Raw genomic sequence first — 17,032 nt, 5'->3', positions numbered from 1 at the left:
GAAGCCGCGGCTACAACCCGGCGGTCCTGGGTACCAGGACGGTATCCTGTGCGCTGGAGCGCTTTGGCAGCGCCCGGTCCGACCGGAATAACCAGCACCAAGTAGTAGTTGTGACATGTGGCCGGCCAACCAGGCAGGCGCATCGACAAAGGAAGAGGTTCACCGTTCAGTGAGCACCGCAGAAAACACCGCGTCCGAAGTGCGTGATGTCATCATCGTAGGCTCCGGCCCCGCGGGCTACACGGCCGCGGTGTACACAGCGCGCGCCAACCTGAAGCCGCTGCTCCTCGCAGGATCAGTAACTGCCGGCGGCGAGCTGATGAACACCACCGACGTCGAGAACTACCCGGGTTTCCCGGACGGCATCATGGGTCCGGACCTGATGGAGAACTTCGAGAAGCAGGCCGCCAGGTTCGGCACCGAAATCCAGTTTGAAGATGTCACGGAGCTGGATCTCGACGGCGACATCAAGACTGTGACCATCGGGTCGGGGGAGACCTTCCGGGCACGCTCCATCATTCTTTCCACGGGTTCGGCCTACCGTGAGCTCGGTCTTCCCAACGAAAAGCGCCTCTCCGGCCACGGTGTCAGCTGGTGTGCAACCTGTGACGGTTTCTTTTTCAAGGACCAGGACATCGCCGTCATCGGCGGCGGCGACTCCGCGATGGAGGAGGCGCTGTTCCTCACCAAGTTCGCCAAGTCGGTCACCGTGGTCCACCGCCGCGACAGCCTCCGTGCCTCAAAGATCATGGCTGACCGCGCACTGGCCCACGAGAAGATCAACTTCGTCTGGAACAGCGGCGTCGAGGATGTCCTCGGTGGGGACAAAGTCACCGGGCTCCGACTGAAGAACCTCGTGGACGGCACCGAAACTGAACTCGCCGTCACCGGCGTGTTTGTGGCGATCGGCAACGATCCCCGCACCGACCTCGTCAAGGGCAAGCTCGACCTGACCCCCGAGGGAACCATCGCTGTCGACGGCCGAACGTCGAAAACCAGCGTCAAGGGTGTCTTCGCCGCCGGCGATGTTATCGACCCGACGTACCGGCAGGCCATCACGGCCTCGGGGTCCGGCTGTGTCGCAGCCCTGGACGTCGAGCACTACCTCGCAGACTTCCACGCGTAAACGGCGCGCAGCAAACCAACCCAAGAGAGAGACAGGCTATGAGCAACGCAAAAGACGTAACTGACGCTAGTTTCAGCACCGATGTACTGGCTTCTTCCAAGCCGGTCATTGTGGACTTCTGGGCTGAATGGTGCGGCCCGTGCCGCAAGCTCGGACCGATCCTGGACGAGATCTCCGTGGAGTACAGCGAGAAAGTGGACGTCGTCAAGGTTAACGTTGACGACAACCCTGCGATCGCCGCCCAGTACGGCATCACCTCCATCCCTGCCGTCTACCTGTTCCAGGGTGGCGAAGTGAAGGGCACCGTCATCGGTGCTCGTCCCAAGCAGTTCTTCGAGAAAGAATTTGCGGACGTACTGTCCTAGTTCCGGCTCGGTCCGCGCGGGCGCAGAACGTGCCAAAGTGGCCTCACTTCCCTCCAGGAAGTGGGGCCACTTTTTTGTTGTGGCTGAGAACTGAGCCGGTCAGGTATTCCAGCCCCATAGAAGTCCATGCTCGAGGCGTCTTTTTATGGCAAAACACCTAACGGTTGGATTCCGAATGCCATTTATCTCAGAGTGGCCCCGGCGTCTCCACGAACTGTGGCCTTGCCGGTGGCAGGGGTGCCCTGGTCAGTCGTCCACGATCCGCGGCCGGATGCCTAGCATCCCGCAGGACTGAGGTCCTCCTTGCCCGTGGTAGCCCTGCGCCCAGGCCGTGTGCCCGCCCTTGTCCTCGGTTGGTTGTCACATGAAGTATGGATCCTGTGCGGACCAATGGGACTCACGGTGCGACTGGTCTGCAGCTCCGGGACCACTGATGCAGAGTGTTTCACGTGAAACATCGGGATTGTTCAGAGACAAATTCTCCGCCCGGCTTCCGCGAGACTTCGAAGGTGCCCCTCCATGTGGTTTCACGTGAAACATGCTCGCCGGTCATGACGGATCAAAGTAGGGATTCCGTCCTCTACCTTCGATTCTGCCGATGGCGGCAGCAACCGATCCAGGCGAAAGCTAGAAAAAAGGTGCAGGAAGATTTTGGATTTTCCCTTTCGAACGCGCTCAGTCCACGGGGTGGTAGAAGTCGTGCCGGTCGGGCAGGAGTGCGGGTCTTACGCTCACCTCCGCACAGTATGCCCACAATTAACACCGCGCTTCAAACGGCATATCTGCATGCGGCATGGATCCCGCAGGGTATGAAGTGGGACGATCCCAAACCGTGATCCTCTCTTCCGCGTGGGCGTCGTCACCCTGACACTGCTTGCGCATGCACCCTGACGGTCCTTCCAGCTGCACGCCCACCTAGATGGCTAGGCAATCCTTCAGGCAGGCCTCAGAGAAGCGCCGACTTGAAATCACGAGTGACACTGGCCCTTGAGAACTCGACAGAACGGCACGGAACGGCACAGAATCCGAGGATAACTCCGTAATGAGACACCCAGGAAATGTTTCACGTGAAACCATCGTGAGACTGGAACTCATGATGTGGCACTATGAGCCGGATTATTGGAGGCCGCGGCGCCCAAGTCCGAAAACATTTCCGTGCCTTGCCTCGTCCGTGACGGGTTCCAGATTGAAACAGCAGTGGCTAGGAACGACCATCTGCATCTCCGTCCCGCAGTGGATGGGTCATCCCGGGGCCGTTCCCCATCTCTGGAGCCGGCGAATGTTTCACGTGAAACGGCGGGACAGGCCTGCAGCTGCCGGACAGCCGTGAAACGGCGAATAGAACAGGGACGGCAGCGAGTGCCGCTCATTGGCCCACCAACGCCCAACTATTCGATACTCACCTCTCAAATAGTCCCATCAGGAAAGTATCTGCGGACATGTGGACCTCTGAAGACAGCCCCTGGGGACGACCCGTCACGGTGCCCAGACACTACAAGCAGCAACACCCAAGCACCTTCAGTAGCGAGGAGCCGGCCCGCTCGGGGAGGACGCTACAAATCAGAGCGGCGGCACCAGAACCCTTGCGCGGTCATTCCCGCCCGGCTCCATGTTTCACGTGAAACCCCACGAACTCAGCGTCCAACGGTTTTCGCGGGGGATGGATGCCCATCAGGCGGCGCTTTGGCCCCCACGTGCCCAATCATCCATCAAGAGAGCCCTCCGCGCACCGCCCCGGCTAACTCCTGACGACGGCCCTTCGGGACGCTTGGACCATCTACCTCCATGGGAAGAACCAGCCGCCCGCATTCAAAGGGCCAGGACCACCCGATTGCCTTCGACTTACCCGACAACACCCTTGCTCCCGGCATTCCCGCCTCAAACGCCCGGCATGCCGCCCATCAACTTCGGCTGCCAACCGCCAAAGCGGCCAGGCAGGCAGTGGGTGACCGGGCCATTCATGGCCTCAGGCATCCCGGAGGTTGAACCATCCCGCACCTTGTTCATAGCCATTCACCCCGACTGGCAGTGGAGAAAACGTCAGCGAGCGGCACACACGCCACCCCCTCGATACTTGCCCATGAGGCCAGAACATCAAACCCCGACACCGCCTATGGAAATCCCTCAAAAGCACACAGACACCATCCACAGACCGCAGGAGAAGATGCCGGACCCGACTGCCATAGCCAGGGATCCGTCGATCCTAGACCCAGTCTCAAGGGGCTCACGGAACGTAGTAGGGGACTCCTTAGGTCCAGTTCCCTGTGGCACTTGGCGTCACATTCCTGGTTCAAGCCGCACTTCTCCGTTGCGGGGACCATTGGCTGCTCGCAGTGAAACGCGCTTCTCCACGGCGCGCTTGAGGAACGTTACGGGCGGGGAGGCACGCTGGCACTGGGCTCCAGGCGTGGAGTACCGCTCAAGCCGAGACTCCTGACCCTGGTCTGCCACCGGGACCGTCGGGTGGTCTTTCGTTCCCTTCGGCGCGTGCCGGGCCGCACACGCCCACTCCGGTATGACGGACACCTGGGGTCACGGGTCACAGATGTGGCGGATCCCGGCATGCCGGAAGGAACTCCCGTCAGTGCGCCACAGCGTTGAATTAGCGGATGCACCGTCCTCTTCCCACTGGTTTCTCCACAGAACTTATTCACAGAGTTATCCACATGCCCTGAGGGATATCTCACAATCCCGGCGCTCACGCGTCCTCGAGCTCCTTCGCCCCATTGGGTTCCCCTCACGCACGGAAGGGGAGTGCCCGGACACACCACCGCCCGCCAATCAACTTCTTCACGGCCGTGGCCAGCGGGCTCCGCCACGCAAAATCCCCGGAATTATGCGGAAAATTAACCATCACGGGGGGATTTAGAAAGCACGGGCGGGTGTGTAGAACGTCACGGTTCGGGCGCCCGGATTGTTTCACGTGAAACAACATGCTCCCGGGTCCGCGAACGGCGCCGGTCAGTCCGCTGATTTCACGAGTGTCTGCTCAGGTCAGCGGACCGGAAGCTGCCAAAACACGGAGTAATCCACAAAGTTATCCACAGCGATATCCACCGCCTTATCCACCGCCTTATCCACCGTCTTATCCACCGTCTGAGCCGACCCAAGCACGCACGATTCGGAGCCTGCGACCCTCTGTAGCGAACCTCCGACGAAAGCACCGTGTACCCGCCAGACCGCAGAACCCGGCGGCTCAAGGTCCGAGGCCCGAGGCCACCAGAGCGATACAGTCGGATCACTGCCAGACTCGACGCGCCCGCGCTGGACGCTGCAGTATCCGGCGGATAGGACCCCTGGCCGGATCTGCACCAGGCCGGGCTCCAGTTGGCACCCTGCCCAGCGACCCAGGGTCAAAGACTTTCCGCCAGGCCCATCGGCTCGGACGGCCTGGATGCGGGGGAGCGAACCACAGCACCCAGCATGTTCGTGCCGGTGTCCCTGCCTTCCGGATGCGAGGCAGGCCAATCACCAGGTGGGACGTCCGAACCCACCACATCAGGATCCGCTGCCGATAATTGTAGTCGGGATGTGAACTGCCAGCACTGACTGGCGCCAACTCTGCCTGGGAGGGACCACCTCTGGTTCGATCCACAGTGGACTGCGGGATCAAGAAGCCAGACGTCCTAAGGCACGTGGACCGGCCAGACGATTGCTGCGCGAACGAGGGGAGGCAGCTTAGGGCCCTGGACCTGTTGCCGGCCATTTATGCCACGGCCCATCTCATTGTTCCTGCCCGCCGCACAGGCAGCCCACTGTCCCGCCACCAGGCGAGCCCGCGGAATGCCCCCTGCCCGCAGCGGACAGACAGGTTGGAGCCTCATGCGGACCGCCCCCGGGATGCACGGACGGGATCCCCACCTGCGATTAGAGACGGCGCGGCTTCCCGTGACGGTAAGGCCGGACGTGGTCACCTTTCGGCTGTCCGGCAGCGAGCGGGAGCAGGAGCGCCGATACCAATTCCCTGAGAGGCTACATGGGCCGCCGGATCCTAACCTCCAACCGAAGGTCACGCCCAGGTGTACTGCGTTGTTGAATCCTTCGCACTGTGGAGACAGCTGGCTGTCCACTGGCTGGCCAACGCTCCCATGGGGTTCAGGCGGCCCACGGAGGCCCTCAGTCGCCTCAGTCGGGCCTTGCCGCTGCCATGTCCCGGCAGGGCACCTGCGGGGCGGTTGGGGGCGCCTGCGGATCTCAACTGGCCGTAGCACGTGCCACAGCCGGCGCTCCATAGTTCTCCAGCTAAAGGCAGCGGCGATCGTGCCGACAAGGTTCGCAAGATCCCTGCACTGCCCTGCCGGCCACATGTTTCACGTGAAACCTGAACATCCGTTGAACCATTGAGCATGTCCCGCAAGCCGGCCAAAAGAGGCGGCCATCAAAGACTCAGAAGGGTCCATCATCCCCCTCCCGACATGAATCAGGTCGACTCCGGAAGCATCGATGCCCTACGGGAGGTAGAACGAACGTAACGGCTCCGCGTCAGGGAAAGGATCCGGCTTGTCCACAGCTGAGCATCGGGCGTCAATTGACCAATGAAATTCAAGCCGCCGCTTGATACGTGCCGTGGTGCTCTGTTCTACGGTGACGACCCTGCATTCACGCCCCCGCTCGAACAGTGCCAGGCGCCGGCCGAAGGATTCGCACTAGCGGCAGTTGTTTCACGTGAAACACCGTCCTTGCTTATGCATGCCAGGGAAGCTCCAACACCCCGGCCGTGGACGCGCCCCTTATTCCGGCCACTAGACAGTAGATTCGCTCCACGCACGAACCAGGTAGACGGCCTGATCACGCCCGGTAATACCCCAACGACAGACCGCTACACATGTCCACATCGGTCAAAACCGGAGTGGGGACCACCGCCGCCATCCATGGGACTGGTTTGTTCCCCTCCAGCCGCCTTCAATCCGGTGGATAGATGAGCACCAGCGCCCGGAATCCCGTCAATTCACCACAGCCAATCCGTCGATTCCAAGCACAGGCAGCCCGGGATGATCAGGAGGCAGGGATAATGACCCCCAGCCGGTAGTCTCCCAGCGACCGGGCCGGGGAAGCCGGCGGGGCATGCTCTGGCAATGAGGGGGCCGCAACGGGGTGCCGCTGCAGAAGCTCAACGCGGTTACGAAGACCGCGGATCTGAAGCCGGGTGCGCAGAGAACTCCGGGCTGCGGACTTACTCGACAGGTTCCAAGCAAAGACCGCACACAGCAGAACCGCTCGCCCGACCATATCAATTTGCCCGCTTTCAGCCCCGCGAACCAAAACGGCCCCATCTGCAGAAAAGGGGCCCGTTTCACGTGAAACGAACCCCTTCGAGAATGCCGTGTCTGGATTAGCTGGAGGCCCCCGGCGACAGCACATCCATGATGCGGTTAAGGTCCTCCACGCTCGCGAATTCGATGCTCACCCGCCCCTTGCGTGCACCGAGAGAAATCTTCACGTTGGTATCGAGCCGATCGGAGAGCGAGGACGCCAGATAGTCCAGGCGTTCGTGTCGGGCTCCGGGCCGCGGAATATTGTTCTTTTGCGTAGCAGCAGGATTCTGATACAGCGTCACCGCTTCTTCGGTGGCGCGGACTGACATGCCCTCCGCGACGATCTTCTGGGCCAGGCGCTCCATGGCGGCGGCGTCGGGAAGCCCCAGCAGAGCGCGGGCGTGCCCGGCCGAGATAACACTGGCGGCAACGCGGCGCTGGACCAGCGGCGGAAGCTTGAGCAGCCGCAGGGTGTTGGACACCTGGGGGCGCGACCGTCCGATGCGGTCGGCAAGCTGTTCGTGGGTGGTGCCGAAGTCCTCCAGCAGCTGCTGGTACGCGGCTGCCTCTTCGAGCGGGTTGAGCTGGCTCCGGTGCAGGTTCTCGAGCAGGGCATCGCGGAGGAGGTCGTCGTCGGTGGTGTCACGGACAATGGCGGGGATGGTTTGCAGGCCTGCGGCCTGTACTGCCCGCCAGCGACGCTCGCCCATGACGAGCTCGTAGGGTTCTCCACCCTCTTCAGTTGAAGTACGGACCACAATTGGCTGGAGGACGCCGATTTCCCGAACTGAATGAACCAGCTCCGCCATGTCGTCCTCATCGAAGACCGAACGCGGCTGTTTGCGGTTGGGGTGGATGTCGGTGACCAGGATTTCCGCGAAACGGACGCCCGGTACCTCCACGAGTTCAACTCCCCGATCTTCCTCTGCGGGAACGGCCGGGGTCCCATCCGCAGCGGGGTTCCGCGTGGCTGGCTTCGGTGCCGGCTCCTGTTCAGCTTCCTGGGAGGCGGTGGTCTTTTGTGCCGGTGCTTTCTTGGCCCCGGCAGCCGACTTCGTGTCCGCCGCATCGGATCTGCCAGCCGTTGCCGTCAGCTGCGACGCTGCAGCCGTTTCCTCAGCGGTGGCCGACATGGACTCTTCCACAGACGCTGCCTCGGCGGCAGGTGTCCGCTTTCGGGCTTCAGGGAAGAAAAGATCCACAGGGCGCGACGGAGCTGACCCGCTGCCGGAAGCCGCGGCGGAACTTGGAATGAGTGCCCCAAGTCCACGGCCGAGGCCGCGTCGCTTATCGCTCATGGATAAATCCCTCCATTGGAAGAGCCGCGCATCACCGGGCTCTAGCTAGTGCAATTCTTGAAAAGATTCTAACGTTCCGCGATTTCGGCCGCGGCTTCAAGGTAGGACAGGGCCCCGCTGGATGAGGGATCGTAGGTCATCACGGTTTGCTGGTAGCTGGGCGCCTCGGAAATACGCACCGACCGGGGGACTACGGCGCCGAGGACCTGCTCCGGGAAGTGTTCACGCACCTCGGCCGCCACCTGGGCGGCGAGGTTAGTGCGCCCGTCGTACATGGTCAAAAGGATGGTCGACACGACGAGATCTGCGTTCAAGTGCTTCTGGATCATTTCGATGTTCTTCAGAAGCTGACTCAGCCCCTCGAGCGCGTAGTACTCGCACTGGATCGGAATGAGTACCTCGTTGGCTGCGCAGAACGCGTTAACGGTCAGCAGGCCCAGGCTGGGAGGGCAATCGATGAAGATGTAGTCCAGCCGCTCCTCGCCGTTTTTCGCCCGCTCCTTGCAGTAGACGTCGATCGCACGGCGCAGGCGCTGCTCGCGGGCAACAAGGCTGACGAGTTCAATCTCGGCACCGGCGAGGTGGATGGTGGCGGGCGCACAGATCAGCTTGGCAATATCGGGGCACGGAGCCACGACGTCCCGCAACGGAATGTCGTTGATAAGTACGTCGTAAATGCTGTCAACGTCGGCGTGGTGGTCGATTCCGAGCGCCGTCGAGGCATTCCCTTGCGGATCGATGTCGATGACCAGCACGTTCAGCCCTGCCGCGGCCAGGGCTGCAGCGATGTTGACGGTAGTGGTCGTCTTACCGACCCCGCCCTTCTGGTTCGACACGGTGAAGATCCGCGTCTTCTCCGGCTTAGGAAGTTCCCGACCGAGGAGACGTTCCCGGCGTTTGTTCTCATGGGCCAGCTCGCGGGCAATGGGGCTGGAGTCATCGATGGAGTCCAGGACAGTCGCGCTGGTGGCGGATGTTTCACGTGAAACACCGGCCATGCCGGCGCTCTTTACAACCGAAGCCGGTTTCTTCGCGGAGTAATCGTGAGCGGCGGTGGGCGCAACAAAGGCCCGTGCGGACCCCAGAGACACAAACGGGGGAATCCGTCGTGTGGAGGCTTCGCTACTGGTCACTGTGACACACTCACTCTCGTTCGGCTCTTGATGCCGGTTACTAGCCTAACCTCTTACCCTTGGACACCGAGGGCACCGGGCTGACGCTTGGCAATCTTTTGAGGCTTATTCACAACGATTCGGACAACGGTTGTGGGTTCTTCGAGCAGGTCCTCGCCTACCAGCACAACGGATGTCTGGGTGCCGCCTAGCTTGCGGATCACCTTCGCGGCTTTTTCAATTTCCTCGCCGGCGCTGCGTCCCTTAATCGCGACAACCTCACCCTTTCCCGCCAATAGCGGAATGGTAAGTCCGGCGAGATTCGACAGCGCTGACACGGCCCGGGCTGTGACCACGTCGGCGTTCACCATACCAACGGCGAGTTCCGCCCGAGTCCGCATAATCGTGACGTTGTCGAGACCGAGGTCATCAACGACTTCCTGCAGCCAGATGACGCGGCGTTCGAGTGGTTCGATCAGGGTCAACTCGAGGTCGGGACGGGCAATTGCCAGGCAAAGGCCCGGGAGTCCGGCCCCGCTTCCGACATCGGCGACGTGGCTTCCCTTGGCAATCTGGCTCTCGATCACAGCACAATTGAGCACATGCCGGCTCCAGAGCCGCGGGATTTCACGGGGACCAATCAGTCCCCGCTCCGTCCCGGACGTGGCCAGATGCTCCACGTAGCGTTTGGCCAGCTCCAGGCGGTCTCCAAAGATCGTCTGAGCAGCCTTCAGTTCGGCAGCGGTAATTTCAACCATCAAGCTATCCGCAGGCTTCAGTCTGCCGAAACGACGATGTGGCGGTCGGCGCCTTCGCCTTCGGACTCGCTGACCAGTCCCAGTTCAGCGACGGCGTCGTGCACAATCTTTCGCTCATAGGCGCTCATGGCCGCCAGCGCCACGGCCTCGCCGGACGTTTTCACGGACTCGACGGCGTCCTCGGCGAGCTTCTGCAGCTCGCCGGCGCGCTCTGAGCGGTAGCCATTGATATCCAGGACCAGACGGGACCGGCTCTCCGTTGCGGACAGCACAGCGAGCCGGGTCAGCTCCTGGAGAGCTTCGAGGACCTCGCCGTCCTTCCCCACCAGGTTCTCCAGACCGGTTGCTTCTTCCTCAGCAACGATCGAGATGTAGGTGCGGCCGTTTCGGACTTCAATGTCGATGTCGCCGTCAATGTCGGCGATGTCCAGCAGTTCTTCGAGATAGTCCGCGGCGACGTCGCCCTCTTCTTCCAGGCGGCTGGCCGAGCTGCCCCTGTCCTCAGAGCCTTCTGCGCCTTCGTCAGCGTCCTGCCCGGCATCCTGGACTTCACTCAAGGCGTCGTCCTGGTCTTCGACGGCTTCAGTGGAAATAGCGTGTTCGGTGCTCTCGGCGGACATTACTTCCTCTTCCTGTTCTTACGTTGTGGCTGGACGCGCTGGTTCTTGGCCGCCAGGGCCGCTGCTGCAGCCGTTTCGGCTGCCTCGGCTTCGGCCTTCTTGGCACCCGAGAGGGGCAGGGCGGGCAAGCCTTTGGCGGCCCGGCGCTCGGCCAGGGCCTTGGCAGCGGGCGAACCCGGCGTCGGCATGCGGCGGATGACGAAGAACTGCTGTCCCATCGTCCAGAGGTTGGTAGTGGTCCAGTAGATCAGGACGCCAATGGGGAAGTTGATTCCGCCCACGCCGAAGACGACCGGCAGGACGTAAAGCATCATCTTCTGCTGCTTCATGAACGGGCTGGCCATGGCCTCTTCGGACATGTTCTTGGCCATGATCTGCTTCTGCGTGATGAACTGTGAGGCCGTCATGGCCAGGATCATCACAATCGAGAGGATCCACACTGCAATCACGTTGCCGCCCTCGGGCGTGCCGTGCAGCAGGGTGGCGGAAAGCGGGGCTCCGAAGATGCTCGACTGGTCGAACTGCACAACCTGTTCGTGGCTCATCGCCCCGATGCTCTTGCCGGTGGTGGCCGCGTTGGTAATCCCCGAGAGGACCTGGAAGAGGGCAAAGAAGAACGGCATCTGGATCAGCATGGGAAGGCAGGCCGAGAACGGATTGGTGCCGTGTTTCTTGTACATGGCCATCTGTTCCTGGGCCATGGCCTGGCGGGAGAGCTGGTCAGTCTTGCCCTTGTACTTGTCCTGAAGCTTCTTCAGGTCCGGCTGCAGCAGCTGCATGCCGCGCTGTGCCTTGATCTGCTTGACGAAGACGGGAATCAGGGCGGCACGGATCACCAGCACCAGCCCGATGATGGACAGGGTCCACGTCCAGCCACTGGCGGCGGGCATGCCGATGGCGCTCAGGCCATCGTGGAAGACCACCATGATGGCGGACACAAGCCACTTGAACGGAAACATGATTGTTTCAAAGAAGTCCATACGATATCCCTATTCGTCAGGCCGCGGAACGGCCTTCTCCATCAGTCTGAGCAGCCAGGTACTTGTCCGGATTGTTCAGCACAACAATTGTGGGGGTGCGGTTTGCGGGCCACTCGCATTTACCGGCGGGGACGTGGTCCACACCGCCGGCATTCCAGGGATGGCAGCGCAACAGGCGCTTGAGCGCCAGCCAGCTCCCTTTCACCGCGCCGTGGACCGTGATCGCCTCAAGGGCATAGGCCGAGCAGCTCGGGAAGAAGCGGCAAACCTGGCCGTACAGCGGTGAGATCACCTTGCGGTACGCCAGGAGCAACAGGATGAGGATATTGCGGGGCAAATTCCAGATTGCCCGACCCAGCCATCCGGCTGCGGTTCTTGCAGGAGGGACGACGGCGGCAGTTGAGTTACGCACGCGGGGTCCCTTCCTGTGTTGTCTCGTAAGAAACTGAAGAAGCAGCCTTCGGAAGGCGGCTGCCCAGCCGTTTCATATTGTGTTCCAAGGCGGCGTCATAGTCCGAGCGCAGCTGATGCCAGCTGGCACCCGCCGCGGCAGGCAGGGCCCGAACCACGATGGCGAACCCGCTGCCGTACTTCTGCAACGACATGGCGCCGACTTCTCTCAGTCTCCTCTTAACGAGGTTCCTGACAACAGCGTTCCCGACACTCTTGGAAACGATGAATCCGATCCGGCTTGGTTCATCGGCAGCGAGGGCAGCCGTATATAACACTACGTTCCGGCGTCCATTGCGGACACCGGAACGTACAGTTGTTGAAAAATCGGCTGCAGTCCTCAGACGGTTGCGGGTGGCTAGCACCTTTACACTCGCACAGGGATGTGGACCGACGAGTCAGTTATTTAGGCCGACAGCTCGGTGCGACCCTTGCCACGACGGGCTGCCAGGATGGCACGGCCGGCACGGGTACGCATACGAAGGCGGAAGCCGTGCTTCTTGGCTCGACGGCGGTTATTCGGCTGAAAAGTCCGCTTGCTCACGTTAGTTACTCCAGTGGGATCAAAGGTGCGCCCACCCGATCAAGGGGAAGAACTGGTCGACGCTAAGTTTTGTATGTGCCGCTTCCCTCGACTCGCAAGACGCGGAACGTCGGGAGAGATTCAAATGAGGGGAAAAGCGTACACATGGGACTTCACAACGTTAGGGCTTGCCGCCCTCCCGAGTCAAACCGGGGGTTGCTTCACAAGGTTTCCCCAGCTGTGGCTAACTGCCCTCGCAGCCTGTGGATGAAGCGGGTCACAGGCCCTGTTTGAGAACCACAACGGTGTAATTATCCACAGGAGAGAACCCAGCTATCTTCTAGCCTTTTGATCCCCTACAGTGGCTCAGTAGCCCATTATCCACGGACTGTGCATAACCCTGTGGATTATCCGGGGTCCAGCACGCTGGATTGACCCGTGCGGCTGCAGGTAATGAAGGCACGCAAGTTTGAGGAACTGATTGATGACAGTAGACGAAGCCAACCAAGCCAACACTGTCGGAAGTTCCTGGCGGCGGGTCGTGAGCCTCCTGGAGAACGACCACCGTGTAACTCCCCGGCAGCGCGGCTTTGTCATCCTCGCCCAGGCGCAGGGCCTCATCGGGTCCACCCTGCTGGTGGCCGTTCCCAATGAACTCACCCGCGAAGTTCTGCAAACGCAGGTGAAAGAGGCGCTCGACGACGCACTCCGGAACGTCTTCTCCGACGAAATCCGTTGCGCGATCGACGTCGACACCGATCTGGTGCCGCTCCACACCGAGCCGGAACCCGCCGTCGAGCTGTCCCTTGTGTCCGATCCCTCGGTGGAACTGAAGCCGCAGCCCATGCTGCCGAGCACCTCCCACGAATTTGGCCGCCTGAATCCGAAGTACGTCTTCGACACCTTCGTGATCGGGTCCTCCAACCGCTTTGCCCACGCCGCCGCCGTCGCGGTGGCTGAAGCGCCGGCGAAGGCCTACAACCCGCTTTTCATCTACGGAGACTCGGGACTGGGGAAGACCCACCTGCTCCATGCGATCGGCCACTACGCCCGCCGGCTCTACAGCGGGATCCGGGTCCGTTACGTGAACTCCGAGGAATTCACCAACGACTTCATCAACTCCATTCGTGACGATGAAGGCACCAGCTTCAAGACGACCTACCGCAACGTGGACGTGCTGCTGATCGATGACATCCAGTTCCTGGCCGGCAAGGACCGGACGCTGGAGGAGTTCTTCCACACCTTCAACGCCCTGCACAACAACAACAAGCAGGTGGTCATCACCTCCGATCAGCCGCCCAAGCTGCTTGCCGGTTTTGAGGACCGGATGAAGTCGCGGTTCGAGTGGGGCCTGCTGACGGACATCCAGCCGCCGGAACTCGAAACCCGGATCGCGATCCTCCGGAAGAAGGCCCTCAGTGAGGGCCTCTCCGCCCCGGACGATGCCCTGGAGTACATCGCTTCGAAGATCTCGAGCAACATCCGCGAGCTCGAGGGCGCCCTGATCCGCGTCACGGCCTTCGCCAGCCTCAACCGCCAGCCGGTCGACGTTGCCCTGGCCGAGATGGTGCTCAAGGACCTCATCACCGATGACGGAGCCCAGGAGATCACCTCCGCGCAGATCCTCACGCAGACTGCCGACTACTTCAAGCTCAGCATGGAAGAGCTCTGCAGCAAGTCACGGACCAGGACGCTGGTGACCGCCCGGCAGATCGCCATGTACCTGTGCCGCGAGCTCACGGACATGTCCCTTCCCAAGATCGGGCAGGAGCTCGGCGGCCGCGACCACACCACTGTCATCCACGCGGACCGCAAGATCCGCGAGCTGATGGCCGAGCGCCGAGTGATCTACAACCAGGTGACCGAACTGACCAACCGGATCAAGCAGCAGCAGCGTAATTCCTGAGCTGCCGTTCGGCACTCATACCTTATTAACAGGCACCTGTGGACAAGCCTGTGGATAGTTAAGGGGACAACCGCGGTTAATGGGCTTAAAACCCTTAAGGCGCCTGTGGATCAGCGCTGCGGCCAAAAATGTTATCCCCATCCACACCCTGTTTAAAACCTGCTCCACCCACAGTCCATGAACAGGCCTTAACCCCGGGATCGCACCGCCAAACAGGGTTATCCACAGTATCCACAGCAGTTATTAACACTACTAATCCCTAGAAAATGAAATTCCCTCAAATAACAACTTCGTTCCGGACCCCACACGCCGCCAGGACCGTCCCGGACCCCGGCCGGAAAGCGGCACCTGGCCGGCCCGGCCGAACCACATGGATGTAACCCGGGGATGGGAGAATCACACTTCTTGCGGCTAAGCTGTCTGCAGTGTGTCCGTCCTGGACATCTTTTGTGATTCCCTGCCGGGCTGGTGGCCCGGCCACCAGCGATGACAGCAGCAATGAAAGGCGGCACCCTTCCGTGAAGTTCAGAGTCGAACGGGACGTCCTGGCAGAAGCCGTGACCTGGACCGCCCGGTCGTTGTCTCCGCGGCCGCCAGTACCCGTACTTTCCGGCCTGCTCCTCAAGGCTGAAGCCGGTACCGTCAGCCTCTCGAGCTTTGACTACGAGACCTCCGCCAGGCTCGAAATCCCCGCTGACATCACCACCGAAGGCACGATTCTGGTGTCGGGACGCCTGCTTGCTGACATCTGTCGCAGCCTGCCGTCGGCACCGGTCGAGATCGAAACCGACGGCAACAAAGTCACCCTCAGCTGCCGTCGGAGCAGCTTCCACCTGGCCACCATGCCTGAAGCCGAATACCCGCCACTGCCGGCTCTGCCTCCGATCAGCGGTACGGTCCCGGGCGACGCGTTCGCCCAGGCTGTTTCCCAGGTGATCATCGCGGCCAGCAAGGACGACACCCTGCCGATCCTGACCGGCGTGCGGATGGAGATCGAGGACGACCTCATCACCCTGCTGGCCACCGACCGCTACCGCCTGGCCATGCGCGAAGTGCCATGGAAGCCAGTCACTCCCGGCATCTCCACCAGCGCACTGGTGAAGGCAAAAACGCTCAACGAAGTAGCCAAGACCCTCGGCGGAAGCGGCGACATCCACCTGGCCCTCGCCGACGACGACAGCCGGCTCATTGGATTCGAAAGCGGGGGCCGCACCACCACCTCGCTGCTGGTGGATGGCGATTACCCCAAAATCCGCTCACTCTTCCCTGAATCCACCCCGATCCACGCGACCGTCCAGACCTCGGAACTTGTCGAAGCTGTACGGCGCGTCTCACTCGTGGCGGAACGCAACACCCCGGTCCGGCTCGCCTTCACCCAGGGCCAGCTGCACCTCGACGCCGGAACCGGCGAGGATGCCCAGGCATCCGAAGAGCTGGAAGCCAACCTCACCGGCGAGGACATCACCGTCGCGTTCAACCCGCACTACCTGATCGAGGGTCTGACCGTCATCGAAACCAAGTTTGTGCGCTTCTCCTTCACCAGTGCGCCCAAACCGGCCATGATCACGGCACAGAACGACGCCGATGGCGAGGACCAGGGCGATTACCGCTACCTGGTCATGCCCGTCCGGCTGCCCAACTAGCTGACAGCAGGTGCCGTCCGGAGCCCTCCGGACGGCACCAGCCGCCAGCCATCTGGCTGCTGCCACCCCCGAAACACCCCATCGCAGAAGAGAGTTCATACCGTGCACATCGGACTGATCGGCCTTGGGAAAATGGGTTTCAACATGCGCGAACGGCTGCGCAAGGGCGGAATCGAAGTCACCGGTTTTGATCACAACCCGGATGTCACCGACGTCACCAGTGTGGACGCCCTGATTGCCGCCCTGCCCACACCGCGCCTGCTTTGGGTGATGGTCCCGTCCGGCCAGATCACCGATTCCGTGATCACCGAACTTGGCAACAAGCTTGACGCCGGGGACCTCGTGATCGACGGCGGAAATTCCCGGTACACCGAGGACCAGAAACACGGTGCGGCGCTGGCTGAAAAAGGCATCCGTTTCGCCGACTGCGGTGTTTCCGGCGGGGTCTGGGGCCTTCAAAACGGCTACGGCCTGATGGCAGGCGGGGACGCCGCGGATATTGAACACGCGATGCCTGTCTTCGATGTGCTCCGGCCGGAGGGCGACCGCGCCGACAGCTTCGTCCACGTGGGCGGGATCGGCGCGGGCCACTACGCCAAGATGGTCCACAACGGCATCGAATACGGCCTGATGCAGGCCTATGCCGAGGGCTACGAGCTCCTTGCCGCCAAAGACATCATCACCGACCTTCCCGGCACATTCCGCGCCTGGCAGAAGGGAACCGTTGTGCGGTCCTGGCTGCTGGACCTCATGGTCAAGGCCCTGGACGAGGACCCCGGACTGGCATCGATCGACGACTACGTCGAGGATTCCGGTGAAGGCCGCTGGACCGTGGAAGAGGCAATCGCCAACGCCGTACCCGCCCCGGCCATCACGGCCGCCCTGTTTGCCCGCTTCTCCTCCCGCGAGGACAACTCGCCGGCGATGAAGATGGTTTCCGCGCTGCGTAACCAGTTCGGCGGACATGCGACCCGCCCGGCCAAATAGTCCTGCCCT

Annotated in this window: 13 protein-coding genes; 5 read left to right on the top strand and 8 right to left on the bottom strand. The window is 61.8% G+C overall.

The annotated features are described in order from the left end of the window. The first annotated feature begins 169 nt into the window (after positions 1-169). Both trxB and trxA read left to right on the top strand, forming a co-directional pair. Positions 170-1,126: a thioredoxin-disulfide reductase gene (gene trxB / locus AC1MFL_RS09235; protein WP_479815010.1), complete on the top strand. Its 957-nt coding sequence runs from the start codon at positions 170-172 to the stop codon at positions 1,124-1,126. A 38-nt stretch (positions 1,127-1,164) separates the two neighbouring features. Continuing rightward, positions 1,165-1,491, top strand: a complete 327-nt coding sequence (gene trxA, locus AC1MFL_RS09230; RefSeq protein ID WP_226761643.1) for a thioredoxin — start codon at positions 1,165-1,167, stop codon at positions 1,489-1,491. Positions 1,492-6,823: 5,332 nt separating this feature from the next. Here trxA and AC1MFL_RS09225 read toward each other — a convergent pair. The 8 genes from AC1MFL_RS09225 to rpmH all read right to left on the bottom strand — a co-directional run bounded on the left by AC1MFL_RS09225 (position 6,824) and on the right by rpmH (position 12,508). Further along, positions 6,824-8,044, bottom strand: a complete 1,221-nt coding sequence (locus AC1MFL_RS09225) for a ParB/RepB/Spo0J family partition protein (protein ID WP_479815008.1) — start codon at positions 8,042-8,044, stop codon at positions 6,824-6,826. A gap of 68 nt (positions 8,045-8,112) precedes the next feature. Next, positions 8,113-9,177, bottom strand: coding sequence for a ParA family protein (locus AC1MFL_RS09220; RefSeq protein ID WP_479815006.1), 1,065 nt, complete (start codon positions 9,175-9,177; stop codon positions 8,113-8,115). A gap of 53 nt (positions 9,178-9,230) precedes the next feature. Further along, entirely contained in the window at positions 9,231-9,914 is a 684-nt protein-coding gene (gene rsmG / locus AC1MFL_RS09215; RefSeq protein WP_226758738.1) for a 16S rRNA (guanine(527)-N(7))-methyltransferase RsmG, read from the bottom strand. 17 nt (positions 9,915-9,931) lie between these two features. Continuing rightward, the gene (locus AC1MFL_RS09210) at positions 9,932-10,534 is read right to left on the bottom strand and encodes a Jag family protein (RefSeq protein ID WP_479815004.1); all 603 of its coding nucleotides are present in this window, start codon (positions 10,532-10,534) and stop codon (positions 9,932-9,934) included. Then, positions 10,534-11,514, bottom strand: coding sequence for a membrane protein insertase YidC (gene yidC / locus AC1MFL_RS09205; protein ID WP_479815002.1), 981 nt, complete (start codon positions 11,512-11,514; stop codon positions 10,534-10,536). The genes AC1MFL_RS09210 and yidC overlap by 1 nt, the downstream gene beginning before the upstream one ends. 16 nt (positions 11,515-11,530) lie before the next feature. Then, the gene (yidD, locus tag AC1MFL_RS09200) at positions 11,531-11,926 is read right to left on the bottom strand and encodes a membrane protein insertion efficiency factor YidD (RefSeq protein ID WP_479815000.1); all 396 of its coding nucleotides are present in this window, start codon (positions 11,924-11,926) and stop codon (positions 11,531-11,533) included. Further along, entirely contained in the window at positions 11,919-12,329 is a 411-nt protein-coding gene (gene rnpA / locus AC1MFL_RS09195; protein WP_479814998.1) for a ribonuclease P protein component, read from the bottom strand. The genes yidD and rnpA overlap by 8 nt, the downstream gene beginning before the upstream one ends. A 41-nt stretch (positions 12,330-12,370) precedes the next feature. Beyond that, on the bottom strand, positions 12,371-12,508 hold the full coding sequence (rpmH, locus tag AC1MFL_RS09190; RefSeq protein ID WP_003800212.1) for a 50S ribosomal protein L34: 138 nt from the start codon (positions 12,506-12,508) through the stop codon (positions 12,371-12,373). A gap of 463 nt (positions 12,509-12,971) precedes the next feature. On the opposite strand from rpmH, the gene dnaA reads away from it, so the two are divergent. From dnaA to gnd, 3 genes are all read left to right on the top strand, one after another. Next, positions 12,972-14,393 carry a chromosomal replication initiator protein DnaA gene (dnaA, locus tag AC1MFL_RS09185; protein WP_479814996.1) on the top strand — a complete coding sequence of 474 codons (1,422 nt, stop codon included), beginning with the start codon at positions 12,972-12,974 and terminating at the stop codon, positions 14,391-14,393. 518 nt (positions 14,394-14,911) lie between these two features. Next, the gene (gene dnaN, locus AC1MFL_RS09180; protein ID WP_479814994.1) at positions 14,912-16,036 is read left to right on the top strand and encodes a DNA polymerase III subunit beta; all 1,125 of its coding nucleotides are present in this window, start codon (positions 14,912-14,914) and stop codon (positions 16,034-16,036) included. A 102-nt stretch (positions 16,037-16,138) separates the two neighbouring features. Next, a complete protein-coding gene (gnd, locus tag AC1MFL_RS09175) occupies positions 16,139-17,023 on the top strand; it encodes a phosphogluconate dehydrogenase (NAD(+)-dependent, decarboxylating) (protein ID WP_479814992.1) in 885 nt (294 codons plus the stop codon). Positions 17,024-17,032: the final 9 nt, after the last annotated feature.

Source organism: Arthrobacter sp. BG3 (assembly GCF_056680185.1).
This window is presented reverse-complemented; position numbering and strand designations above follow the sequence as displayed.